The sequence below is a fragment of the Candidatus Allofontibacter sp. genome, assembly GCF_040404065.1.
Classification (GTDB): domain Bacteria; phylum Pseudomonadota; class Alphaproteobacteria; order Pelagibacterales; family Pelagibacteraceae; genus Fontibacterium.
Genome location: NZ_JBBAJM010000001.1, coordinates 449763 through 475394, shown reverse-complemented (window position 1 = coordinate 475394; position 25632 = coordinate 449763). Strand labels below are relative to the sequence as shown.

The window sequence follows — 25632 nt, the reverse complement described above, 5'->3', positions numbered from 1 at the left end:
TTTGGTGGGCCCGCAGGGATTTGAACCCCGGACAACCCCGTTATGAGCGGGGGGCTCTAACCAGCTGAGCTACAGGCCCTTTTTAAAAGTTATAATACTAAAAATATAGTTTATTAACTAAATTCTAACTATCAAAAAAGCTTTTTAATTGTCTAGATCGACTAGGATGTTTTAGCTTTCTTAAAGCTTTAGCTTCTATTTGTCTTATTCTTTCACGAGTTACCGAAAATTGCTGTCCAACTTCTTCTAACGTGTGATCGGTATTCATTCCAATACCAAAACGCATTCTTAAAACTCTCTCTTCTCTAGGAGTTAATGTAGCTAAAATTTTTGTTGTTGTATTTCTAAGTCCGCTTTGAATGGCAGCATCTACTGGGATTAATGCATTTTTATCTTCGATAAAATCTCCCAAATTACTGTCCTCCTCATCTCCTACTGGTGTTTCTAAAGACACGGGTTCTTTAGCAATTTTCAATACTTTTCTAACCTTATCTAAAGGCATAGCTAATTTTTTTGAAAGTTCTTCTGGTGTTGGTTCTCTTCCAAATTCACTCAACATCTGTCTAGAAGTTCTTACAATTTTGTTAATAGTTTCAATCATGTGCACTGGAATTCTGATAGTTCTCGCTTGGTCGGCAATAGATCTTGTGATGGCTTGTCTAATCCACCAAGTTGCATAGGTAGAAAATTTATAACCCCTTCTATATTCAAATTTATCAACGGCTTTCATAAGGCCGATGTTTCCTTCTTGAATTAAATCTAAGAACTGCAATCCTCTGTTGGTATATTTTTTAGCTATCGATATAACTAATCTCAGATTGGCTTCAATCATCTCTTTTTTAGCAATTCGAGATTCTCTTTCACCTTTTTTAATTTTATTAACTAAAATTTTGAAATCTGAAACAGGTAAACCTATGTCTTTGCTAATTTGAATTAATTTACTTTTAATATTCTCATATTCTTTTTTCTCTTTAGTAAAAAAATTGTGCCATTTTTTATTTTCGCCTAAGAAACTTTCAAAATTAGGATTAATTTCATTGCCAACATAAAATTTAATAAATTCTTCTCTAGGAATTCCATGTTTAGATGAAAGTCTTAAAAGCTCTCCGTCAAAATTAATTAATTTCTTATTTTCAACGTAATTAAGTTGAACTAGTTCTTCTTGGGTTACAGGATTTAATTGCAGTTGCAAAATATCTTGGCTAATTTCTTCTTTAATTGTCTTATAATTCTTTTCTTTGCTTGGACTAAATTTTGATCTTGCAAGAACCGTTTCTAATTTTTCTTTTTGATATGCAATTAATTTTTTATAACTTTTAGCAAGTTTTTCAAAAGTCTTTAAAATTTTTGGCTTAAGCTCAATCTCTAATGCAGCTAAAGAGATATTATATTCATCATTGTCTTCTTCGATTGCCTCTACTGTCTTATTGTCTGGATCTTCTACTTTATCTTTTTTTGACTTAGGTTCCTTAACTGCTTTCTCTTCTTTTTCTGCAGTTTTGGTAGCTAAAGCTTTAGTAAAATTCTCATCCTCTAAATAATTACTATCAAGATCAATAATATCTCGAACAAGCATTTCATTTGCGTTTAATTTATCTTTCCATTCAAATATTTTTTTAGCCATTAATGGGCTTTCTGCTAAAGCAGAAACCATTACATATTTGCCTGACTCAATTCTTTTTGCGATCGCAATTTCACCTTCTCTAGATAGAAGCTCAACGCCACCCATCTCTCTAAGATACATTCTAATTGGGTCATCACTTCTTTCAGAAGTCTTTTCTGCTTTTGGGGCCTCTTCTTTAGTTTTAACTTTGAAATCAGATTTTTGTTTTACAAGCGTTATTAAATTATCAAAAATATTTAAAACTGCTTTTTCTAAACTTTCTGGAGTACTATTTCTTTTTCCTAAAGATTTTTTTAATTCTTCATGGGTAATAAAACCTCGGGCTTTGCCGCGCTCGAGTAGTTTCTCAAATGATTTAGAAATAAGCTTTTCTGCTTTCACTTTAATTATCTGTTTATTGAAGAGGTATATATATTTACTACGACGTAAAATTACTAGACTTTTTTTGATGCACCAATCTGATCTTTTAATGATAAAAGTTCATTATATTGAGCTTCGTTCATATTTTTAGATAACGATTCTTCGGCATCTTTTAATTTACTTTCAAGCTTCAAATTATTCACCTGCTCTATCAAATCTATTAAAAAACCATCAAACTTTTCTTCGCTTAAATTCTCTGAAATTTCTTTTACTGAGGAAAATTCTTCAATATCTTTAATAATTTGACCAAAATTATTCTGTTCCAAATGTTTTGCTAAATTAAATTCGTTAAAAGTCTCAATGTTATTAAATATTTTTATTAAAGCTTTCTTTAATTCTTCTAAATTTTTATTATTAAAATTAATTAAAGATAACTTTTCAATTCTTTCTTTTAAGATCTGAGGATTATTTAAAAATAAATACATAAGAGAAAATTCTTTAAGTTCAAAAGATGAATATCTTGTAATTTTTCTAGTAAGTTCTTTAGTTTTGTTTAGAGGTTTATGATTTGTAACTTTTCTATTCGAAAATTGTTCAAAAATTCTATTCTTAAAAAAACTAATATAATATTTTTTTACAGTAACGTCTTGAATTGAAGAGCATAACTCCATTAACTTTTTCTCAAAACCAGCTCGTTCCTCTGGTTGTTGAGACTTTAAATCTTTCAAATTATTTTCGAAAATGAAATTGCCTATATCAATTTTTTGATCCAGCAAGGCTTCAAAATTATTCTTTCCATTTTTTCTCACAAAAGAGTCTGGGTCAAAACCATTTGGTAAAATTAAAAATGATAAAGAGTAATTTGGTTTCATATGAACAATTAACTTCTCAGAAATTTTTTGTGCAGCATTCTGTCCGCTTCTATCGCCATCAAAACAAACGACTGGATCGTTAAAATAGCGCCACAACAAACCTAAATGTGAATCCGTCATGGCGGTACCGAGTGTTGCAACTACATTTTTAAAACCACTCTGATAAAGACTAATGGCGTCCATATATCCTTCAACAGCAAATATTATGCTGCTCTGCTTATTTTCATTTTTTGCATTGTTTAAATTATATAAATTAAAACCTTTTTTAAAAAAATCAGTCTCTGGAGAATTAATATATTTTGCTAAATAGTTCTGACTTAAAGCCCTACCCCCAAATCCAATAATCTTATTACTATAATCAAAAATTGGAAACATTAATCTATTCCTGAATCGATCTATAAGTTTTTTATTTTTTTCATCAAGAAAAAAAATTCCACTATCAATAAGTTCTTTTTGATTAAAATTTCCAAACAAAGAAGTATTCAAACCATATTCTCCTGAATATCCTATTTTAAATGTAGATATTATTTCTGCTGTCAGGCCTCGATTAAAAGTATATTTTTTAATAGTTTCATTCTCAGAAAGATTCTTCTGATATTGTTGTAAAGCAAGCGTTAATACTTCATCGTATTTTTTTCTTTTATTCTCAACTTCAACGCTTTCTTTGGTGAATTTAAACACTGGCATTCCCGCTTTTGCTGCCAATTTTCTAACTGCATCGCCGAAATTTAATTTTTCTATTTTAACTAAAAAATCAAAAATGTTTCCATGCTCTCCGGAACTAAAGCAATGATAAAAACCTTTTTCATCATTAATGGTAAACGAAGGTGTTTTTTCCTTTGTAAACGGAGAAAGACCAACAAATTCTCTACCTCTTCTCTTTAATTGAACCGAAACACCTACAACATCGGATACTTTTACCCTTTGTTTAATTTCTTCTAAATACTCTTTTGGAAACTTCATTTACTTAATATTTCTTTTAGTAACGCTCCTGCTCTAGAAAAATCTATACTACCTGAATATTTAGATTTAAGAATTGCCATTGCTTTACCCATGTCTTTAATTGAAGTTGCGCCAGAATCTTTAACAGCGGTTTCGCAAACTTTTTTAGTTTCGTTATCATCCAATTGCTTAGGAAGAAAATCTTGGATAATTTCTATTTCCTTTTGCTCTTTATCGGACAAATCAGTTCTTGAAGCTTTTTTGTAAATATCAAACGATTCCCTTCTTTGCTTTAACATTTTATTAAGAACGGCAATAACATCCTCCTCTTTAATCGACGAATCTTCTGTCCCTCTCTTTTCAATCTCTTTATCTTTTAATGCGGCGACAATAAGTCTTAATGTAAGAACTTTATCTTTATCTTGCCTAAGGGCTGATTCTTTTAATTTAGCATTTACTCTATCTAATAAATTCATAACTTTTAAATTACTCTATAATCCAACTGCTAAAAAGAAAATATTAGCAACTTGACTGGTGATTAACTTTTTCATAGTGTTCGCCAACTTTTAAATAACTTAAAAGCTGTTAACTCATGGGTTGTATTTGTCTAAAGAAACTAATTTAGAAAATAAATACAAAATAAAAGATTCTATCAATACTAATGCTATTTTAATTCTGGAAGATGGAGAAGAGTTCCATGGATTTGGAATTGGTTCTCACGGAGTTTCTTCTGGTGAAATATGTTTTAATACTTCAATAACTGGTTACCAAGAAATACTAACTGACCCTTCTTACTCTGGTCAGATTATCAATTTTACTTTCCCTCACATTGGCAATGTTGGAGCAAATAATGAAGATCTAGAGGGTAATAAAACTTGGGTTAAGGGTGCAATATTTAGTGCTGAAGTATCTCATTCCTCTAATTATAGAGCTCTAGAAAATTTAGATCAGTGGTTAAAAAAAAATAAAATCACGGCAATCTACGGCGTTGATACTAGAAAACTTACTTTGAAAATAAGAAAATTTGGTGCAAAAAAAGCAACAATCGCTTTTGAAAAAGATGGCAAATATAATTCTAAACAATTATTAGAAACTACAAAAAAATTACCAAGTTTAGAAAATATAGATCTTACAAGAGAAGTTACATGCAAAACTTCATATCAGTGGATTGGTAACAAATTATGGAATGCTAAAGGATATGAAATTCAAAAAAATAATAAATACAATATTGTTGCGATTGATTATGGGATTAAGACAAACATCTTAAGAAATTTTTCTGAATTAGGATGCAAAGTAACTGTGGTTCCATCAATAACTTCTTCAAAAGAAATATTAAATTTAAAACCAGATGGTGTTTTTTTATCTAATGGACCTGGGGATCCTGATGTTACTGGAAAATACGCGGTTAAAATAATTCAAGAAATAATATCCTCAAATACCCCTGTGTTTGGAATATGTTTGGGGCATCAATTGTTAGCTTTGAGTTTAGGTGCGAAAACAAAAAGAATGCACCAGGGGCATAGAGGCGCAAATCATCCAGTTAAAAATTTAATAAATAATAAAGTGGAAATCACAAGTCAAAATCATGGCTTTGAAGTTACCAAAGATAGCATTCCTAATGATGTCGAGGTTACTCATATTTCTCTTTTTGATACTTCCGTTGAAGGCATAAAATCGAAAACGAAACCTGTATTTTCTGTGCAGTATCATCCGGAATCTTCTCCTGGACCACATGATAGCAATTATCTTTTTAAAGATTTTATTAACCTAATAGAAAAAAATAAAATTAATGCCTAAAAGAAAAGACATAAAATCAATTTTAGTTATTGGTGCGGGGCCAATTATAATCGGGCAAGCGTGTGAATTTGATTATTCAGGAACACAAGCGTGCAAAGCTCTAAGAGCTGATGGTTATAGAATTATTTTAATCAATTCAAATCCAGCAACTATTATGACTGACCCAGACGTTGCGGATAAAACTTATATTGAGCCTATCACCACTGAAATTATAGAAGAAATCATAAAGAAAGAAAAACCAGATGCAATATTACCAACTATGGGTGGCCAAACAGCACTTAATGCTGCGATGGCCTTAAAGAAAGAAGGTATATTAAAAAAATATAATATTGAATTAATAGGTGCAAATTCTGAAGCCATAGAAAATGCTGAAGATAGAGAAAAATTTAAAAAAAATATGACCGACATCGGTCTTGAATGTGCAAAATCGATAATTTGCAGATCAATGGAGGATGCAAAAAAAAGTTTAAAATTAATTGGCCTTCCTGCAATTATTAGACCTTCATTTACTCTTGGAGGTTCTGGAGGTGGAATTGCTCATACAGAAGAAGAATTTTTTAAAATTATAGCAAACGGTCTTGATCTTTCTCCGACAAAAGAAGTTCTAATTGAAGAATCTTTATTAGGATGGAAAGAGTTTGAAATGGAAGTCGTTAGAGACAAGAATGATAACTGCATAATTATCTGTTCAATTGAAAATGTGGATCCAATGGGAATTCATACTGGAGATTCTATTACGGTCGCTCCGGCATTAACTCTAACTGATAAAGAATATCAAATTATGAGAGATGCCTCTTTTAAATGCATTAGAAAAATTGGAGTTGAAACTGGAGGTTCTAACGTTCAATTCGCAATTAATCCAAAAAATGGAAGAATGATTATCATTGAAATGAATCCTAGAGTTTCCAGATCTTCTGCCTTAGCTTCAAAAGCAACTGGTTTTCCAATAGCAAAAGTGGCTGCCAAACTTGCAGTTGGTTACACTTTAGATGAATTAAAAAATGAAATTACGGGCACAACTCCTGCATCTTTCGAACCAACCATTGATTATGTAGTAACTAAAATTCCAAGATTTGCATTTGAAAAATTTAAAAATACCGAAGCAATTTTAGGAACTGCCATGAAGTCTGTTGGTGAAGTAATGTCTATTGGAGGAAACTTTAAGGAGTCCGTTCAAAAAGCATTAGGTTCGTTAGAAATTGGGTTTGATGGTTTTGACATGAATGAGGAAATAAATATTCAAGACTTAAAAAAGAAACTCATAGAAAGAACTCCGAACAAAATACTTTATGTAGCTGAAGCTTTTAGAAGGGATTTAAAGCTAGATGAAATATATGAGATGACGAAAATTGATAAGTGGTTCTTAGAGCAAATCCAGGAATTAGTAATTGTAGAAAATCAAATTAAGACTGAAGATGTTTTAAATAATAAGCAAAAACTTCAATATATTAAATCGATAGGATTTTCAGATAAAAAAATTGCAAAAATTTTAGATTTAAAGAGCAAAGAAGTTAGAGCTGCTAGAAATAAATTTAAGATTCATCCTATATATAAAAAGATTGATACATGCGCAGGAGAATTTGAGTCTAAAACTCCTTATATGTATTCTACTTATGGAAGTAGTGACTCAAGTGCGTGCGAATCTGAACCGACAAACAAAAAGAAAGTTGTTATTTTAGGTAGCGGCCCGAATAGAATAGGACAAGGGGTGGAGTTTGATTATTGCTGTTGCCAGGCAAGTTACGCATTAAAAGAAATTAATTATGAAACCATCATGATTAATTGCAATCCTGAAACTGTATCCACTGATTATGATACTAGTGATAGATTATATTTTGAGCCTTTAACTGAAGAACATGTAATCGAAATTATTAATAAAGAGAAAAGCAACGGCTCTCTTGCTGGTGTCATAGTTCAATTTGGAGGACAAACTCCTTTAAAACTTGCAAAATTTATTGATGGAAATAAAATTCCAATATTAGGAACACAACTTGAATCCATTGATCTTGCTGAAGATAGAGAAAAATTTAAAAATTTTGTAATTAAAGAATCTCTTCTGCAAGCAGAGAGTGGTCTTGCAAGATCTGAGTCTGAGGCAATTCAAATTGCGAAAGAAATAAATTTCCCAGTTGTAATTAGACCTTCTTATGTATTAGGTGGTAGAGCTATGGAAATTGTGTATGACGAAGATCATCTCAAAAAATACATAAAAGAAGCCGTAAAAGTTTCAGGAAAAGAACCAGTATTAATAGATAAATTTATTAATGATGCGATTGAAGTTGATGTTGATGCCATTTGTGATGGTAAAGATGTTTTTATTGCAGGCATCATGGAGCACATTGAAGAAGCTGGAATTCATTCTGGAGATTCTGCGTGTTGCATTCCGCCTTATTCACTTAAACAAAACATCATTGATGAAATATCAAATCAGACAAAGAAAATTGCTTTTGGTTTAAAGGTTTTAGGCCTACTTAATATTCAATTTGCTGTAAAAGGTGAGCAAGTTTATGTTTTAGAGGTAAATCCAAGAGCTAGTAGAACCGTACCATTTGTGGCTAAAACAATTGGAGTTGCTGTTGCAAAAATTGCAACAAAAGTAATGTCTGGCTTAAAATTAAAAGATCTAAATTTAAACAAAAAAAATCATAAATTGTATTCAGTTAAAGAAGCTGTATTTCCTTTTAATAAATTTCCAAATGTAGACACATTATTAGGACCTGAAATGAAATCCACTGGAGAGGTTATGGGAATTGATAAATCATTTGGGCTTGCCTTTGCAAAAAGTCAATTTGCAACTGGAAATAAGATTCCAAAATCTGGAATTGCTTTTTTATCTGTGAAAAAAGATGATAGAAAACATATTCTCAAAATTGCACAAGATCTTAAAAATTTAGGATTTAATATTCTTGGAACATCTGGAACTTCTGATTTTTTAAATTCATCGGGAGTTGATTGTAAAAAAATAAATAAAGTATTAGAAGGAAAACCTCATATAGAAGATTCTCTAAACGAAAAAAAAATATCATTAGTTATAAATACATCTCAGGGAAAACAATCTATAAAAGATTCTTTTTCTCTTAGAAGAGCGGCTCTTACTAGTGGAACTCCTTACTACACGACTATAGCGGGAGCAAATGCGATAACTGAGGCTATTAAATCTTTAAAAAATTCTAAATTTGAAGTTCTTGCTTTACAAGATATAAATTAATTAACTTTCCAATCAGTCTCGAAAGTTACATAATTTACCTGGAGACATCTTCTATCTCTTTTAATAGTTTTTTTTTCTAATCCGTGCCAAGTATCGGGTCCACTTGTGAAAGCATATCCATAATTATTTTTATATGGAACAGTTTTTACTAATTTTAAATCTTTATCATAAAAATCAGTACCTAGTTCTTCTGATTCATAATTATCTGGATTTGCAAACAATAGGCAGGACATTAATTTTTCTTTAATATCACAATGAGGCTTAAGCCAAAAACCAACTCTATCAGCAATAATTTCGACTCGAACGTATGCTTTGCTCAAATCTTTTTTAATTTTTGAACCAACAAATTTGGCAGTCTCCATCTTGCACAATTCATCAATAAATTTTTTTAAATGTGGATAGTCTTTATAATTATCCTTGGTAACAAATTCTCTTATCTTTCCTGCTTTGCCCCCGGTAGGATCACCAGATCTGTATGTTCCGGCACCCCCGTCTATAGCTCTAGTACCATCAAAATCAATTTTAACATCGGGAACTTTTGCTCCGCAAATTTCTTTTATTTGTTCATTAGTTAATGGTTCTGTTAATTCCCAATGATCAAAAGGATTGCTCGAATGAACTGAATTGACCTGAAAAGATTTTAAAAAACTCATTAATGTTAATTTAACCTTTCTTTTATTATTTTCGCAATTCGATTTGCCTCATCTAAGACAGGATAACTCCAATAATCTATATTTTCACCTAAAAATCTAATAATTCCTTTTTCTTTAAAACTATTTAAAAAGTATTCGAATTTGCCGTTTCCTAATTTGGCTTTCATTTTAGCCACAAATATTGGCTTTTGTGTGATTGCACACTCAGAAATCATTGAAATAGAATCGCAAGTTACAATGATTATTTTGGATAACTTGAGAGCAGACAAGTAAGCTTCTTTGCTAACAAAATCAATAATAGTTACCGAATTTAAAAAAAACTTTTTAGCAAAATTAATAATATTATCAGGGGTTCTTCTTGATGAAATAATAATTAATTTAAAATCTTTATTTAAAAAATTATTTTTTATAGATATAAAAATATTACCAAGATCAATTTCATTAAAATCATAATATCTATTAGGTCCACCCAGAACTAAAGTAACGAGCTTGTTATTTTCGGATAAATTATACTTTGAAAAAAAATTAGCGCTGTTATCTATTTCTTTCTTTTCTATATAATGAAGAGCTCCAAATGTATTTAATACATTATTTCCATTTATTTTATCATGCTCCGGAGCAACGACTAAATCAAAATTTGAAAAATTCACACCGGGATTTTGAATGTGAATATTAAATAGATTTTTATTATTTCTTTTTAAAAATAAAGAAGGAATAATACCATTCTTTCCGCATGAAATTAGTACTTGATTCTCTATTTGATCTGGAATTTTACCGTCAATAACAGACTTATTAACAGGAACCAGATTTATAGGAAAAAAATTCCACGGTTTTTTTAAATTTACAAAACAATGATTAAAATCTAATTGCAAAGCTTTTGCTAAACCTTGTACTTGGCTTACCATACCATGGTTACCATCTGTCAATAATAATGCTTTAAAATATCTCATTGTTTAAAATGATAATTAATTATAAGTATTATTAATTAAAATCTACAATGAATGTCGATAAGGTAAATAAAGTAATAATCGTTGGGTCAGGTCCTGCTGGATATACCGCTGCGATATATGCCGCAAGAGCAATGCTTGAGCCAGTTTTAATCGCAGGATCACAACCTGGCGGGCAGTTAACAATTACTACAGATGTTGAAAATTTTCCTGGATTTTCAGATGTAATACAAGGTCCTTGGCTAATGGAACAAATGAAGGAACAGGCTTTGAAAGTTGGAACAAAATTTATTGAAGATCATATTTCCAAAGTTAATTTTAATAAAAAACCTTTTGAACTTATTGGAGATTCTGGAACTCATTACTTTGCTGAAAGCATTATTATTTCCACAGGAGCTCAAGCCAGATGGCTAAACTTAGATACAGAAGAAAAATATAAAGGATTTGGTGTTTCTGCATGCGCAACTTGTGATGGCTTCTTCTATAAAAATAGAGATGTTGTTGTAGTGGGTGGTGGAAATTCAGCAGTTGAGGAATCTTTATTCCTTACAAATTTTGCAAAAAAAATAACGCTAGTTCACAGAAAAAGTGAATTAAAGGCAGAGAAATTATTACAAAAAAAATTATTTTCTAATCCTAAAATTAATGTGATTTGGGATAGTGTTGTCTCGGAAATAATTGGAACAGAGAATCCTAAAGGAGTAACTGCTGTTAAATTGAAAAATATCAAAACGAATGCAATCACAGAGCTTCAAACACATGGGCTTTTTGTTGCTATCGGACATGATCCAGCAACAGCTTTGTTTAAAGGACAAATTAATATGGATAGCAGTGGTTACTTAATAACTCAGCCTGATTCTACAAAAACTAATATACCAGGAGTATTTGCTGCAGGAGATGTTAAAGATAAGATCTACAGACAAGCCGTTACCGCTGCCGGAATGGGATGTATGGCTGCTCTTGAGGCCGAAAAATATCTATCTAATCACTAAGACTATTTTAAACTTTCACAAAAACTTTTAATTTTTATTACAGCTTTCTCTAAAACCTGCATAGAAGTTGCATAAGAAATTCTAAAATAACCTTCTAACCCAAAAGCTGAACCCTGAACAATAGCAACTCCTGTTTCTTCTAATAGGTAAGTTGCAAAATCCGTGTCATTTTTAATAATCTTTCCACTAGATGTTTTTTTATTCATTAATTTTTTACAATTTGGAAAAACATAGAATGCACCTTCAGGATTAACGCAGGTTAATCCTTTAATATTATTTAAAGCATTAACGACAAAATCTCTTCTTTTTTTAAATTCTAAAGCTCTAGGATTAATAAAGCTTTGATCACCATTCAAAGCCTCGACTGCGGCTGCCTGGCTAACAGAAGATGGATTGGTTGTAGATTGAGATTGAATTTTTTGTATTGCTTTGATCAATTCTTTTGGACCGGCAGCATAACCAATTCTCCATCCTGTCATTGCATAAGCTTTACTTACACCATTTACAACTAAAGTTCTGTCTTTTAAAGAATCGTCTATTTCTAAAATATTTACAAATCTTGAATCGTTTGCACCTTTGTCTTGGTAAAGAATGTGCTCGTAAATATCATCTGTTAAAATATTTACATGTTTATGTTTTTTTAAAACCTTAACTAATTCAGTTAATTCTGATCTGGAATAGCACATCCCAGTTGGATTGCCTGGGGAATTTAAAATAAACCATTTTGTTTTATTCGTTATTAATTTATCAAGCTGATCAGCAGAAATTTTAAAATTGCTTTGCTCATCACATTCTACAAATTTTGGCGTTCCTCCAGCTAATAGAACCATGTCAGGATATGAAACCCAATAAGGTGCTGGAATTATAACTTCATCACCGGAATTAATTGTTGCAAGAATGCAATTATAAATTACCTGCTTACCACCTGTTCCAACTGTAATATTATCTACATCAAAACTTAAATTATTTTCTCTTTTGAATTTATTGACTATGGCTTTTTTTAACTCTGGGGTTCCATCAACAGCTGTATATTTTGTCTGACCTTCTTTAATGGCTTTAATTGCGGCTTCTTTTATATTATTTGGTGTATCAAAATCCGGTTCTCCTGATGCTAATGCTATTACTTCCTTTCCACTTTCTTTTAACAGTCTAGCTTTCTGAGTAATTGCAATTGTAGGAGATTCTTTTATTCTCGATAAAGAAGTTGATAGTATAGACATCTAAATTAATTATATTTTGGAATATGCAAAATCTTTCGGGTACTAATATATTAGAAAAATCAAATACGAAAGAACTTTCTTCAAAAAAATTAGAGGGTGGAAAAAAATTTCAACTAATAACTGAATACACTCCTGCTGGTGATCAACCAAAGGCTATTTCTTTTTTAAAAACAGAAATATTAAACAACAAAAAAAATCAAGTTTTGCTTGGTGTAACAGGTTCTGGAAAAACTTTTACAATGGCCAAAATCATTGAAGAACTAAATCGACCGGCCTTGATTCTTGCCCCAAATAAAACTTTAGCTGCGCAATTATATGGTGAAATGAAAAACTTTTTTCCTAATAATGCGGTTGAATATTTTGTCTCTTATTATGACTACTACACTCCCGAAGCATACGTTCCAAGATCTGATACTTATATAGAAAAAGAAGCTTCCATTAATGAGCAAATAGATAGGATGAGACATTCAGCAACCAGATCTCTTTTAGAAAGAGATGATGTGATTATTGTTTCAAGCGTATCATGCATTTACGGACTAGGATCGGTAGATTCTTATAGCAAAATGACTTTAATTTTTAAAAAAAATGAAAGTTATGAAAGAGATAAAATAATTAAAGGACTTGTTGAGCTACAGTACAAAAGAAATGATCAGAATTTCTATAGGGGAACTTTTAGAGTTCGTGGAGAAAATATAGAGGTTTTTCCTTCTCATTATGAAGATGAAGCTTGGAGAATTACAATTGAGAATAATAAAATAATCCAAATAAAATCTTTTGATCCATTAACTGGTGCTGACAAACAAGAAATTAATTTAATAAAATTATATGGAAATAGTCATTACATTACTCCTAGGCCAACAATAGAAAAGGCAATTAAAGAAATTAAAAAAGAACTTGTTGTCACTTTAGAAAAATTTAGAAGCGAAAAGAAACTTTTAGAAGCACAGCGTTTAGAGGAAAGAACTAGATACGATCTTGAAATGATTGAAGCGACCGGAAGTTGTGCTGGAATAGAAAATTATTCAAGATTTTTATCTGGTAGAAATCCTGGTGAACCACCACCAACTTTGTTTGAATATCTACCTGATAACTGCTTGGTATTTGTCGATGAAAGTCATGTTACTATTCCTCAACTAAATGGAATGTACAAAGGCGATCATACTAGAAAAAAAACTTTATCTGATTATGGTTTTAGACTTCCTTCTTGCATGGATAATAGACCATTAAAATTTGAAGAATGGGATATGATGAGGCCACAAACAATATTTGTTTCAGCAACTCCAAGCGAATGGGAATTAAAACAAAGCAAAGGAGTTTTTGCAGAACAAATTATAAGACCTACGGGACTTATAGATCCGCAAATTTTTATTAGACCGGCTAAAAATCAAGTTGATGATTTATTAAATGAATGTCTTAATGTTGCAAAAAATAATCAAAGAGTACTTGCTACCACACTTACTAAAAAAATGGCTGAGGATCTAACTGAGTACCTTGATGAGAATGGAGTTAAGGTTCGTTACATGCATTCTGACATTGATACGCTAGAAAGAATAGAAATTATCAGAGATTTGAGACTTGGAGTATTTGATGTTTTGGTCGGAATTAATCTACTAAGAGAAGGATTGGATATACCCGAATGTTCTCTTGTTGCAATTTTAGACGCTGATAAAGAAGGGTTTTTAAGATCAGAGAGATCTTTAATACAAACAATTGGTCGGGCTGCAAGAAATGTTGATGGAAGAGTTATTTTGTATGCTGATAAAGAAACTCAAAGTATCAAAAAAGCCATTGGGGAAACTAACAGGCGTAGAGATAAGCAAATTGAATATAATAAAAAAAATAAAATTACTGCCCAATCCATAAAATCAAAAATTAATGATATTCTTGAAGGTGTTTTTGAAAAAGATTATGTCACTTTCAGTAATGATATTCCTGTTGGTGGAAACCTTAAAAAACATCTAAAAATGTTAGATAAAGAAATGAAAAAAGCAGCTGATAATCTAGAATTTGAACAAGCAGCGAAAATAAGAGATGAAATAAGAAAACTTCAAGAAAGAGAGTTAGAAATTAATATGAGTAGTAAAATTAAAGTTTATAACAATAATGTTCAAAAAGAATTAATTGGAAGATCAACCCAAGGTAAAGCTGGAATGATTGCAAAAAGAAAAAAGTAAGATGAATAAAAGCATTTTAATCACAGGATCGTCTCAAAGAATTGGTAGAGAGCTATGTTTATATTTTGCGAACATGGGCTGGAATATCGCTATACACTTTAACAAATCAAAGAAGCAGGCTATTGCTCTTAAAAATGAAATAGAAGAGCATGGAGTAAAATGCGCTTGTATTCAGGCTAACCTTTTAAATACAAAAAAAATAAAAAAAATAATAATTGAGACCAAAAAAAAATTAGGAAGTATTGATTGTATAATTAATAACGCCTCTATTTTTAACAATGATGATATTTTAAATTTTAATGAAAAAAGCTGGGATAATCACATAAAAATTAATTTGCTTGCGCCCGCTCTTCTTATTAAAGAATTCTCAAAGATTAAAAATTTATCTAATAACAAATCAATCATTAATATTCTTGATCAAAGAATATTTAAGCTGACACCTTATTTTTTTTCTTACACTATTAGTAAAACAGCACTGCACATCCTGACAAAGACTTCTGCCATGAAATTAGCTCCAAAAATTAGAGTTAATGCTATTGCTCCAGGCCCCGTCCTTAAAAATAAAAGACAGACCCAAAAGCATTTTAACAAGCAGTCAAAAAATACCTTGCTTGGAAAGAATGTCAAAATTGAAGACATATGTAAAACCGCGTATCTCTTAGCAAGCAGTGAAACAATTACTGGGCAAGTTATTGCAGTAGATAGCGGTCAAAGCCTTAATTGGAAAACTCCAGATATTGTCGGAGTCAACGAATAAATGAAAAATAAGACAAATATCATAAAACTATTTGAAAATAAAAAAAAATCCAAATCTAAAGAAATAATTTTTATTAAAAATTATGTTTGCAAAGCCATTATTGGCTATCATTCTTTTGAGAAATTAAAGCCTCAAAAATTAAGATTTAATGTTGAAATTCTTAGTGGTCAAAGAAAAGTTATTGACGGGAACTTGAGCTCAGTAATTAACTATGAAGAAGTAATTCAAAGAATAGATCTTCTTTTAAAAAAAAAATATAGTTTTCTGGAATCTTTTGCAAATGATTTTATGAATGAAATCTTTAAAAATAAAAATATTTTAGACATCAAAATTAAGATTGAAAAATTAGATATAATTAAAAATACCGAATCTGTTGGCATAGAATTCTTCAAAACAAGAAGTGAGCATGAAAAATCTTGAACAAGGAAAAGAGATTATAAGAAGTAAAATTCAATTTCTCTCTAACGGTCCCGGCGTTTATAAAATGCTAGACGACAAAAACACTATAATTTACGTAGGAAAAGCAAAAAATCTACCTAATAGATTAAACAGCTATATCACCTCTTCGCATTTGCCTATTAGAACTGAAAGAATGATCTCAAGTACAAAAAACTTAGAATTTACTGCAACTCAAAATGAAGCTGAAGCATTATTGCTTGAAGCTAATCTTATAAAAAAAAACCAGCCTCGTTATAATATTTTATTAAAAGATGACAAATCCTTTCCTTATATTCAGCTAACAAAATCACATTCGTTTCCTCAAATTACAAAATTTAGAGGCAAACAAAATAAGAATGATATTTTTTTTGGTCCATTCGCGTCCGCGGGTTCAGCAAGCTGGACAATAAAAACTTTGCAAAAAGTTTTTTTAATCAGAGTGTGCGATGATTCAATATTTAACAACAGAAAGAGACCATGCATTCTTTATCAAATCAAAAGATGCTCCGCGCCATGCACAAATGAGATTAACCAAAAAGATTATAATAAACTTGTTGAGGATAGCGTTAATTTTTTAAACGGAAAATCTGCACTTATACAAAAAAAACTTTCAAAAGAAATGGAAATTGAAAGTAAAAAATTTAATTATGAAAAAGCAGCAATTATTAGAGATAGAATAAAAGCATTAACTCAAATTCAATCATCTCAACAAATTAATAAAAATAATTTTAATAATGCAGATCTTATTGTTGCCTTTCAAAAAAATAATATCACTTGTATCGAAGTATTTTTTTATAGATCAAAACAAAATTGGGGTAACCAAGCCTTTTTTCCAAAACACGATAAAGATGATAATTTAGACGAAATTATTTATTCTTTTTTAACCCAATTTTATGAGAATAAAATCCCTCCAGAAGAAATTGTTTTAAGCAAAAAAATTAAAGATTTAGAACTAATCAAAACTGCTTTAGAAAAAAAATATAACAAAAAAATTAATATTAAGACTGCAAAAAATAATACAGAAAATCTTGCAATAAAATTAGCTATTAAAAATGCTCAGCTAGCCTTGGAGAAAAAATTATTAGAAAATGAAAATAATGATCATTTTTTATCCTTAATTAATAAAGAATTTAATTTAGGCTTTAATCCAAATCTAATTGAAATTTATGACAACAGTCATATTCAAGGACTCAACGCCGTTGGTTCATTTGTTGTTTTTTCAAAAAATGGATTTGTTAAGAGAAAATATAGAAAATTTAATATATCAAAAACTGATATTAACCCTGGGGATGATTATGGAATGCTTAAAGAAGTTATCTCTAGAAGATTTTCAAAAATAAAACCAAATCGCGAAAATGAGTTACCAGATTTGATTGTAATTGATGGTGGCAAAGGTCATTATAACGTAGCAAGAAAAATTCTAGATGAACTTGGTCATTTTAATCTAAATATGATTGCAATTGCTAAAGGTAAAAGAAGAAATCAGGGAGATGAGACTTTTCACTATAATAATAAAAAGATTAAAATTAATGACAATGTATTATTATTTTTTTTACAAAGATTACGCGATGAAGCTCACAGATTTGCTATTTTTTCACATAGAATTAATAGAAAAAACAGCTTCACCCAATCTGCTCTTGATAAGATTGAAGGAGTTGGGAAAAAAAGAAAGAAATTACTATTAAATCACTTTGGTTCTGCAAGATTAATGGAGAGTGCTAGCATTGAAGACATAAAAAAAGTGCATGGTATAAGTGATTTAGTGGCAAATAAAGTTTACAATTTTTTTAACAAAAGTAACTTAATGTCAAAAAATGAAAATTCCTAATATTTTAACAATTGGCAGAATTCTTATCGCTCCAGTACTAGTTGTTATTTTTTATTTTCCTGGGGAATGGAGTGATTGGTTGTCATGCTTTATATTTGTTGTGGCAGCCTTCACTGATTATCTGGATGGTTTTTTTGCACGACTATATAAGCAGCAATCAAAATTTGGTGAATTACTGGATCCAATAGCCGACAAAGTCTTGGTTGCAACAGCTCTTGCACTTTTAATAATGAATCAAACTATCAAACATTTTTCTGTAATTGCAGCTATTATTATAATTACTAGAGAAATTTTAATATCAGGTTTAAGAGAGTTTCTAGCTAAAGCGCAAATTTATATTCCTGTTACAAATTTATCTAAAGGAAAAACTGTAATACAAATGATTGCAATATCAGTTTTACTAGCAGGAGAAAGTGGTAATAAACTTTTGTTTGGTTACGGTATTCAATTGGGGATATATCTGCTTTGGATGTCAGCAATACTTACGCTGTATACTGGATACGCCTATTTACGAAAAGGTATAGACTTTATTGATTAAATTTTTCTATTAACAAGCTTTAAATAATAATCATCAAGTTTACTAATAAGCTCTACTACCTTAAATTTAAATTCTCCAATCTGAGAAACCGGCGTCACTTCTGCAGCAGTTCCAGTTAAAAAACAAGAATCAAACCCTTCCATTTCATTTGGTTTAATTTTTCTTTCAACAACTTTAACCTGTATTTTTTTTGCGATATCAATGATGGTTCTTCTAGTTATTCCATCTAAAAATGAATCTGGTATTGGAGTGTGAATTTCATTTTTTGAACTATTAATAAAAAAAATATTTGCACCTGTAGCTTCAGCAATATTACCTTGGTAGTCCATCATTAGTGAATCATGATAACCATTTTTCTCAGCTTCGTGTTTTGACAATGTTGAGATCATATATAGACCTGAAGCTTTAGTATCCCAAGGAATTGAGTTAGGAGAAGGCTTTACCCACTTTGATATATCTAATTTTATTCCTTTGATCTTAATTTGCGGATCAAAATACGATCCCCATTCCCATGTTGCTATAGCCATATGAATTTTATTTTTTTGTGCAGAAATGGCCATCATTTCACTTCCCCTCCAAACAACGGGTCTCACATAACCATTTGTAACATTTTGCACAGAAACAATTTCTTTACTGGCTTTATCTATTTCATCTGCGGAATAAGGAATTGTCATTCCCATTCTTTTTGCAGAATGAACGAGTCTGTCGGTATGTTCTCTTAGTTTAAAAATTTCACCCCCATAAACTCTTTCGCCTTCAAAAACGCAGCTTGCATAATGCAGCCCATGATTCAAAATATGAACGTTGGCGTCCTTCCACTCAACTAATTTTCCATTATACCAAATTTTGCCAGATCTTTTGTCGAAAGGAATTGGTTCCATTAAAATGCTAACTGATAAATAATTAAAATTGTATTGGTAAATAAGTAAAGTAGATATGTCAATAAAACTGACGTAGAATATAATTTTAAAATGAAAGATCTTTTATATTTAAGAGAAAAAAGTTTAAAAGAAATTATAGAACTTATTTTTCAAGCATACATAGATTCCTATTCTGATCCACATGAAGTTCTAAAAAAAAATTCTTTTGGCAGAGCTCATCATAGATTGCTATGCATTATAGAAGGCAATCCCAATATCAGTATTGCAGATATTTTGAGAAAATTAAAAATTACAAAACAAAGTTTAAGTAGAGTTTTGCAAGATTTAATTAAGAAAAACATTATTCTACAAAAAAAAGGAACAAAAGATGGAAGACAAAGAGAGCTAGTGTTGACCGATAAAGGAATAAAATTATGTGGTGAAATATTTAATAAACAAAAGAAAAGAGTTATGAATGCCTTAAAGAATTCAACCTCTGATGAAGTTTACAACTTTAAATCAATTATGAAAAAAATAATTAATGGATAATCCAAAAATACATATACTGATTGTTGATGATGACGATAAAATTCGTGAGTTATTAAAGCAATATTTAAAAATTAATAATTTTTTTGTGTCAACCGCAATAGATGCTGCTGATGCTGAGGGAAAACTAAAAATTGTTAAATTCGATTTAGCAATTATCGATATTATGATGCCTGGAAAGGATGGATTGCAACTCACAAAAGAAATAAGAGAAACGATTGATCTTCCAATTATTCTTCTCACGGCAAAAGGTGAAAGTGAAGACAGAATTAAAGGTCTAGAAGTTGGAGCGGAAGATTATTTACCAAAACCATTTGAACCAAAAGAATTACTACTAAGAATCAAAAATATAATTAAAAGAATAAAAAAGAATAATAGCATAATAACACCTATTAAAATTGGAAAAGCAAATATTAACCTTAAAAAAATGGAAATTCAAAAAGATAAAAAAATAACAAAAATTAATGCTAGTGAGAAAACTTTGCTAGAAAATATGATTAGTTCTGCTGGAAAAATATTTTCACGAGAAGAAATATCAAAAATTACACATTTAACACAAGAGAGAAGTATTGATGTACTGGTAACAAGACTAAGACAAAAAATTGAACCAGATCCCAAAAATCCCAAGTATCTTCAAACAGTACGTGGGACAGGATATGTTTTGTGGCTAGACTGAAATGTTAAGAAGAATATTCCCTAGAACTTTACTTGTTAGATCATTACTCATTGTAATAGCACCAATAATTTTAATTCAAATTGTTGTTGGCATAGTTTTTTTTGATAGTATCTGGTTCAAAACGAATAAGGGACTTGTTAGATCAGCTATTGGAGAAATAAATACATTTCTGGTCGTTTACCCAGAGTTTAAAAACAAAAAAAAGATTAACGAATTAATTAAAATCTATAAAGAAAAAAGCGGAATATCCATAAGCTTCAAAAAAGAATTAGAAAAATTACCTTCGAAAAATACTGTAAAATGGTACAGTTTATATGACAAAATTGTTTTAGAGGAATTCTCCGATAAATTAAAAAAGCCTTACTGGCATAATGTGAGATTTGATAGCGATTTTGTTCAAGTTTTGGTTCTAAATGAAAATGAAATTATTGAATTTTTAATACCTAAATCAAAAATAAGATCTACCTCAGGAAGAATTTTTGCCCTTTGGATTACTATACCATCACTAATATTTCTTATTATTTCAATAATATTTTTACGCAATCAGGTAAGGCCTATTATTCAGTTGTCTCAAGCTGCGGAAAGATTTGGAAAAGGTCAATTCGATAGTGATTTTAAAGTATCTGGAGCTCTCGAAATCAGACAGGCTTCTTTCGAATTCGAGAAAATGAAAAGAAGAATTTTAAAATATATTAGCCAAAGAACAGCTATGCTGTCCGGTATTAGTCACGACTTAAAAACTCCTCTTACAAGATTAAAGCTACAAATTGAACTGCTTAATAAAGATAAAAAATTAAATTCATTAAAAGAAGAAGTCGCTGAAATGGAGAAGATGATTAATGAATATCTTGATTTTGCAAGAAACCAATATTCTCAACCTGTTGAAAAATTTGACATAATAAAACTAATTCAATCTTTAATAAGTAAAAGTTTTAAAAAAAATATTAAAATAAAAAGTCCGAAACAAGTCATTTTTTCTGGGAGAAAAAATCTTATTAGAAGATGCATTGCCAATATCATCAATAACTCTCAAAAATATTCTAAAAATATTTTAATTACATGTAAAAATATGAAAAAAAGTATTCAAATTAATATTGATGATGATGGACCCGGAATAGCCGATGAACATAAGGAAAATGTTTTTAGACCATTTTATAGAGTAGACAAATCAAGTTCTATAAATGAGAGTAACGTTGGACTAGGACTTTCGATTGTTGAGGATATTGTTAATTCTCATGGCGGAACAGTAAAATTAATAGACAACCCCAAAGGCAAGGGTTTACGAGTATCTATATCTTTTCCTAATTAAATTTTTTAATTCTTTAATTTCTAAGTTTAATTTATCAATCTTTATCTTTAATGCATCAAGTTCTTCTGTGGACGAAATGTTAAAACGATTTTTAATATTTTCTATTTTAAATTTAAAAATATTAATCGCTTCTTGCTTAATATCTTTTGCAGTAAGTACTCCTGTTTGGAGTAGATTTACAAAATCATTAATAACTTTTTTATAATTGTTCATATATTTTTACTAATGATATAGTTATAAATAATTTTAATATTAATTAAATGTTTATTCATAATCTAAACCCCATTATTGTTAATTTTGGTTTCTTAGAAGTGCGCTGGTACTCTTTAGCATATATTATTGGTATATTTTTTGGATTTTATTACGCAAAACATCTAATAAAAAGTTATTGGAATAAAGAAAATATTAACATTAAGAACTTTGATAATTTTTTAATTTACGTAATTTTAGGAATTATTTTAGGTGGCAGAACTGGTTATATTCTTTTTTATAATTTTAACTATTATTTGCATAACCCCATCGAAGTATTATTTTTATGGCAAGGAGGAATGTCATTTCACGGCGGAGCTATTGGTGTTTATATAGCAACAATTTTTTTTGCAAAAAAAAGTAAAATTAAAATACTAGTTTTAACAGACATTATCACTTGCGTTGCCCCTTTTGGAATATTTCTAGGTAGAATTGCTAACTTTATAAATGGAGAGCTATATGGGAAAAAAACATTTTCTGAATATGGAGTAGTTTTTCCTAAAATAGATATGGAGCCAAGACATCCGTCTCAACTTTACGAGGCTTTTCTAGAAGGTTTGTTATTATTTTTATTACTTAATTTAATCTTAAAATATAAAAAAAAACTATTTAACGGAGAGCTATCTTGTTATTTTTTAATTTTTTATTCTATATTCAGAATCGCATCTGAAGTATTTAGAGAGCCTGACAAGCATATAGGTTATGTCATTTTTAACTTATCTTTGGGCACTTGTATAAGTTTATGCTTCTTAATTTTTGGAATCATTGCGTTTAAAGTAATTAAAAATGAATTACATAGAAAAATCTTTTAATAAAAAGAAATTTATTCCACTAGATGATTTTATTGATTTAGCATTATACAAAAAAAATCTTGGTTATTATCAAAAAAAAGAAATATTTGGCCGTGAGGGAGATTTTATAACCTCACCAATTATATCAAGTATTTTCTCTGAAATGTTATCCGTATGGTTTGTATCTTATTGGATTTACCTAAAAAAACCAAAAAAAATTAATATACTAGAATTAGGTCCTGGGAATGGGGATATGATTAAACAAATTATTAATGCTATTAAAAAAATAAAAACTTTTGATGCAGATATAACAATTTATTTACACGAAAAAAGTGAAAAATTAATAAAAGATCAAAAAAATAATTTAAGAAATCTTCAGAATATTTTCTGGATAAATAATCTTAATAAAATTAATAAATATCCAACAGTAATTATTGCAAATGAATTTTTTGATGCTTTTCCTATAAAGCAGTTTTTAAAAAAAGAAGGAAACTGGTATGAGCAATGCGTTTCTTTTTCAAATAAAAAAAACTCAAAAATTAGTTACTATCCAAAAAAAACTAACAATAAAGCTCTTAAGAAGTACTCTAATTTTTACAATCTTAACAAAAGTAAAGTTATAGAATACCCGACAAATATTGATCTTTATGTTAACGCAATATCAAAGATTATGAAAAGTAATAAAGGAATCTTTTTGATGTTTGACTATGGCTACTCAAGCGCAATTGGAAAAGATACAATTAGAGCAATAAAAAATCATAAAATTGTCAACTTGCTTAGAAACTACACTAATTGCGATATTACATCAGACGTTAATTTTAATATTTTAAAAAATATTTTTAATAAAAATAATATTAAAAATATTGGGAGTGTAAGGCAAAGTTTCTTTTTGCAAAGAATGGGAATTATGGAAAGAGCAAATCAAGTAATAAAAAACAACGGACTTTTAAATAATAAAAATTTAATTTTAAGTATAAATAAATTACTCAATCCGAAAGAGATGGGCAATGCTTTTCATGTTTTGTCATTTGCAAAAAAAGATTGTAAATTTAATCTTGGTTTTATTTAGTTATGTTTTGTTCAAAAAAAATAAATAAAATACCTGGCATTAAAAGTTTCTTTTTTTCAAGAAAAAATGGCGTCTCTAAAGGAATTTATAAAAGTTTAAACTGCGGATTGGGCTCTAGTGATCAAAAAATACTTGTTAAAAATAATATTAAAATTGTAGCAAAAAAAACTGGCTGCAAATTAAACAATCTAGTTCTGCTAAAACAATATCATAGTAATAAAGTTATTGATTTTGATAATCTATTAATTAAAAAAAGATATAAAGCAGATGGAATTATAACGACTGTCTCAAAATTTGCTTTTGGAATATTAACCGCCGATTGCGTTCCAATATTAGTTGCTGATAAAAAAAATAAAACTATAGCTGCTATTCACTCAGGTTGGAAAGGAGCTAATACCGGTATCATTGATAATCTAATTAAAGCTTTTAAAAAGAAAGGGTCAAAACTGTCAGATTTGATCGTAGCTGTTGGCCCTTGCATATCACAAAAAAGTTACGAGGTTAAAAAAGATTTTGTAAATGAAATTAAAAATAAAAATTCTAATTATAAAAAATATTTTAAAATTCTTAATAATAAAATTCATTTTAATCTTCGCATGTTTGTTAATAATAAATTTCTAAAGTTAGGAGTCCTCAATAGAAATATTGAGCATATTAATAAAGACACTTATAGTAATTATAAAAACTTTTTTAGCTACAGAAGATCTGTGCATAATAATGAAGTAGATTACGGAAGATGTATTTCTGTGATTTACAGATATTAATTGATTAACTAATTATAAAATTATATAAAAACATCTCATGAAAATTTTATCTGGAACCAGCAATATTTCCTTAAGCACTGAAATCTGCAAATATTTAAAAACTAAACCCGCTGAAAGAATGATCACGCGATTTGCGGATTCAGAAGTCTATGTTGAGATAAAAGAAAATATGAGAGGCAATGATGTATTTTTAATACAATCAACTTCTTATCCTGCTAACGACAATATTATGGAGTTGTTAATATGCATCGACTCCTTAAGAAGATCTTCTGCTAAAAATATAACAGCTGTAATTCCGTATTTTGGTTACGCAAGACAAGATAGAAAAGTTGTGCCAAGATCACCTATTAGTGCAAAATTAGTTTCAAACTTAATTACTAACGCTGGAGCTAATAGAGTTTTAACTATGGATCTTCATGCAAATCAGATTCAGGGTTTCTTTGATATTCCAGTTGATAATTTATTTGCTGCACCTGTTTTTGTAAAACACATACTAAAAAATATAAGCACTAAAAATATAGTTTGTGTTGCTCCAGACGTTGGAGGCGTGGAAAGAGCAAGAGCACTTGGTAAGCGATTGGATGCTGGCTTAGCTATTATTGATAAAAGAAGAGAGGGTCCAGGACAATCAGAAGTTATGAATGTTATTGGAGAAGTTAAAAATAAATCTTGTATTATTATTGATGATTTAATTGATAGTGGTGGAACAATCTGCAATGCCGCTGATGCGCTAATAGAAAAAGGTGCAAAAGAAGTTTATTGCTACGTTGTTCACGGAGTTCTTACCGGATCGGCTATTGATAGGATTAAAAGATCTAAGATGAAAAAGATTGTCATCACTAATACTATTGATAATACAAAAAAAATTAAGGGAAATTCCAAAATAGAGGTTGTTAGTATTGCTCCATTAATTGCGGAAGCTATAAAGCGAATATCTCAATCAACTTCAGTTTCAAGCTTATTCAAATAAAATAACTATAACTTGTTTTTTTTTTGAAGTTAATATAAAACAGGCGGT

Annotated in this window: 23 protein-coding genes and 1 tRNA gene; 15 read left to right on the top strand and 9 right to left on the bottom strand. The window is 29.6% G+C overall.

Annotation, left to right across the window (positions count from 1 at the left end; genetic code table 11):
- Positions 1-2: 2 nt before the first annotated feature.
- The 4 genes from AC8IG9_RS02540 to AC8IG9_RS02525 form a co-directional block, all read right to left on the bottom strand.
- Positions 3-79, bottom strand: a tRNA-Ile gene (locus AC8IG9_RS02540).
- Between the two features lie 45 nt (positions 80-124).
- Complete coding sequence (gene rpoD, locus AC8IG9_RS02535) at positions 125-2005, bottom strand: RNA polymerase sigma factor RpoD (RefSeq protein ID WP_507425252.1); 1881 nt, start codon at positions 2003-2005, stop codon at positions 125-127.
- A 53-nt stretch (positions 2006-2058) separates the two neighbouring features.
- The gene (gene dnaG / locus AC8IG9_RS02530) at positions 2059-3819 is read right to left on the bottom strand and encodes a DNA primase (RefSeq protein ID WP_507425251.1); all 1761 of its coding nucleotides are present in this window, start codon (positions 3817-3819) and stop codon (positions 2059-2061) included.
- On the bottom strand, positions 3816-4274 hold the full coding sequence (locus AC8IG9_RS02525; protein ID WP_507425250.1) for a GatB/YqeY domain-containing protein: 459 nt from the start codon (positions 4272-4274) through the stop codon (positions 3816-3818). Before AC8IG9_RS02525 ends, dnaG begins: the two co-directional genes overlap by 4 nt.
- A 127-nt stretch (positions 4275-4401) precedes the next feature.
- Between AC8IG9_RS02525 and carA the strand changes: the two genes are divergently transcribed.
- Both carA and carB read left to right on the top strand, forming a co-directional pair.
- A complete protein-coding gene (carA, locus tag AC8IG9_RS02520) occupies positions 4402-5595 on the top strand; it encodes a glutamine-hydrolyzing carbamoyl-phosphate synthase small subunit (RefSeq protein WP_507425249.1) in 1194 nt (397 codons plus the stop codon).
- On the top strand, positions 5588-8803 hold the full coding sequence (carB, locus tag AC8IG9_RS02515) for a carbamoyl-phosphate synthase large subunit (RefSeq protein ID WP_507425248.1): 3216 nt from the start codon (positions 5588-5590) through the stop codon (positions 8801-8803). Before carA ends, carB begins: the two co-directional genes overlap by 8 nt.
- Here carB and AC8IG9_RS02510 read toward each other — a convergent pair.
- The gene (locus AC8IG9_RS02510) at positions 8800-9456 is read right to left on the bottom strand and encodes a hypothetical protein (protein ID WP_507425247.1); all 657 of its coding nucleotides are present in this window, start codon (positions 9454-9456) and stop codon (positions 8800-8802) included. The two genes, carB and AC8IG9_RS02510, sit on opposite strands and share 4 nt — an antisense overlap.
- Positions 9457-9461: 5 nt before the next feature.
- Positions 9462-10406 (bottom strand): mitochondrial fission ELM1 family protein, encoded by a 945-nt coding sequence (locus AC8IG9_RS02505; RefSeq protein WP_507425246.1) that lies wholly within the window; start codon positions 10404-10406, stop codon positions 9462-9464.
- Between the two features lie 47 nt (positions 10407-10453).
- Between AC8IG9_RS02505 and trxB the strand changes: the two genes are divergently transcribed.
- Positions 10454-11395, top strand: coding sequence for a thioredoxin-disulfide reductase (gene trxB, locus AC8IG9_RS02500; protein ID WP_507425245.1), 942 nt, complete (start codon positions 10454-10456; stop codon positions 11393-11395).
- A gap of 2 nt (positions 11396-11397) precedes the next feature.
- Here the strand turns inward: trxB and AC8IG9_RS02495 are convergent, their stop codons facing one another.
- Positions 11398-12615: a pyridoxal phosphate-dependent aminotransferase gene (locus tag AC8IG9_RS02495; RefSeq protein WP_507425244.1), complete on the bottom strand. Its 1218-nt coding sequence runs from the start codon at positions 12613-12615 to the stop codon at positions 11398-11400.
- Positions 12616-12638: 23 nt separating this feature from the next.
- Here AC8IG9_RS02495 and uvrB point away from each other — a divergent pair, with 23 nt between their 5' ends.
- From uvrB to pgsA, 5 genes are read left to right on the top strand one after another with little or no spacing between them, the layout of a single operon-like run.
- Entirely contained in the window at positions 12639-14789 is a 2151-nt protein-coding gene (gene uvrB, locus AC8IG9_RS02490; protein WP_507425243.1) for an excinuclease ABC subunit UvrB, read from the top strand.
- A 1-nt stretch (position 14790) separates the two neighbouring features.
- Complete coding sequence (locus AC8IG9_RS02485) at positions 14791-15546, top strand: SDR family oxidoreductase (RefSeq protein WP_507425242.1); 756 nt, start codon at positions 14791-14793, stop codon at positions 15544-15546.
- The gene (locus AC8IG9_RS02480; protein ID WP_507425241.1) at positions 15547-15966 is read left to right on the top strand and encodes a dihydroneopterin aldolase; all 420 of its coding nucleotides are present in this window, start codon (positions 15547-15549) and stop codon (positions 15964-15966) included.
- Positions 15953-17812, top strand: a complete 1860-nt coding sequence (gene uvrC, locus AC8IG9_RS02475; RefSeq protein WP_507425240.1) for an excinuclease ABC subunit UvrC — start codon at positions 15953-15955, stop codon at positions 17810-17812. Before AC8IG9_RS02480 ends, uvrC begins: the two co-directional genes overlap by 14 nt.
- On the top strand, positions 17799-18350 hold the full coding sequence (pgsA, locus tag AC8IG9_RS02470; protein ID WP_507425239.1) for a CDP-diacylglycerol--glycerol-3-phosphate 3-phosphatidyltransferase: 552 nt from the start codon (positions 17799-17801) through the stop codon (positions 18348-18350). Before uvrC ends, pgsA begins: the two co-directional genes overlap by 14 nt.
- On the opposite strand, the gene AC8IG9_RS02465 is transcribed toward pgsA, so the two are convergent.
- Positions 18347-19231: a branched-chain amino acid aminotransferase gene (locus AC8IG9_RS02465; protein WP_507425238.1), complete on the bottom strand. Its 885-nt coding sequence runs from the start codon at positions 19229-19231 to the stop codon at positions 18347-18349. The two genes, pgsA and AC8IG9_RS02465, sit on opposite strands and share 4 nt — an antisense overlap.
- Positions 19232-19321: 90 nt before the next feature.
- On the opposite strand from AC8IG9_RS02465, the gene AC8IG9_RS02460 reads away from it, so the two are divergent.
- Genes AC8IG9_RS02460 through AC8IG9_RS02450 form a run of 3 tightly spaced genes read left to right on the top strand, consistent with a single transcriptional unit; the run spans position 19322 to position 21741 of the window.
- On the top strand, positions 19322-19759 hold the full coding sequence (locus AC8IG9_RS02460; RefSeq protein WP_507425237.1) for a MarR family winged helix-turn-helix transcriptional regulator: 438 nt from the start codon (positions 19322-19324) through the stop codon (positions 19757-19759).
- Positions 19752-20432, top strand: coding sequence for a response regulator (locus AC8IG9_RS02455; protein ID WP_507425236.1), 681 nt, complete (start codon positions 19752-19754; stop codon positions 20430-20432). Before AC8IG9_RS02460 ends, AC8IG9_RS02455 begins: the two co-directional genes overlap by 8 nt.
- Before the next feature lies 1 nt (position 20433).
- On the top strand, positions 20434-21741 hold the full coding sequence (locus AC8IG9_RS02450; RefSeq protein ID WP_507425235.1) for a sensor histidine kinase: 1308 nt from the start codon (positions 20434-20436) through the stop codon (positions 21739-21741).
- Here the strand turns inward: AC8IG9_RS02450 and AC8IG9_RS02445 are convergent.
- Positions 21712-21954: a hypothetical protein gene (locus AC8IG9_RS02445; protein ID WP_507425234.1), complete on the bottom strand. Its 243-nt coding sequence runs from the start codon at positions 21952-21954 to the stop codon at positions 21712-21714. The two genes, AC8IG9_RS02450 and AC8IG9_RS02445, sit on opposite strands and share 30 nt — an antisense overlap.
- A 47-nt stretch (positions 21955-22001) precedes the next feature.
- Between AC8IG9_RS02445 and lgt the strand changes: the two genes are divergently transcribed.
- The 4 genes from lgt to AC8IG9_RS02425 are packed head-to-tail and all read left to right on the top strand — an operon-like array spanning position 22002 to position 25584.
- Positions 22002-22802, top strand: coding sequence for a prolipoprotein diacylglyceryl transferase (gene lgt / locus AC8IG9_RS02440; RefSeq protein WP_507425233.1), 801 nt, complete (start codon positions 22002-22004; stop codon positions 22800-22802).
- Positions 22777-23850, top strand: a complete 1074-nt coding sequence (locus AC8IG9_RS02435; protein ID WP_507425232.1) for an SAM-dependent methyltransferase — start codon at positions 22777-22779, stop codon at positions 23848-23850. The genes lgt and AC8IG9_RS02435 overlap by 26 nt, the downstream gene beginning before the upstream one ends.
- A gap of 2 nt (positions 23851-23852) precedes the next feature.
- A complete protein-coding gene (pgeF, locus tag AC8IG9_RS02430; RefSeq protein ID WP_507425231.1) occupies positions 23853-24614 on the top strand; it encodes a peptidoglycan editing factor PgeF in 762 nt (253 codons plus the stop codon).
- 37 nt (positions 24615-24651) lie between these two features.
- The gene (locus tag AC8IG9_RS02425) at positions 24652-25584 is read left to right on the top strand and encodes a ribose-phosphate pyrophosphokinase (protein WP_507425230.1); all 933 of its coding nucleotides are present in this window, start codon (positions 24652-24654) and stop codon (positions 25582-25584) included.
- Positions 25585-25632: the final 48 nt, after the last annotated feature.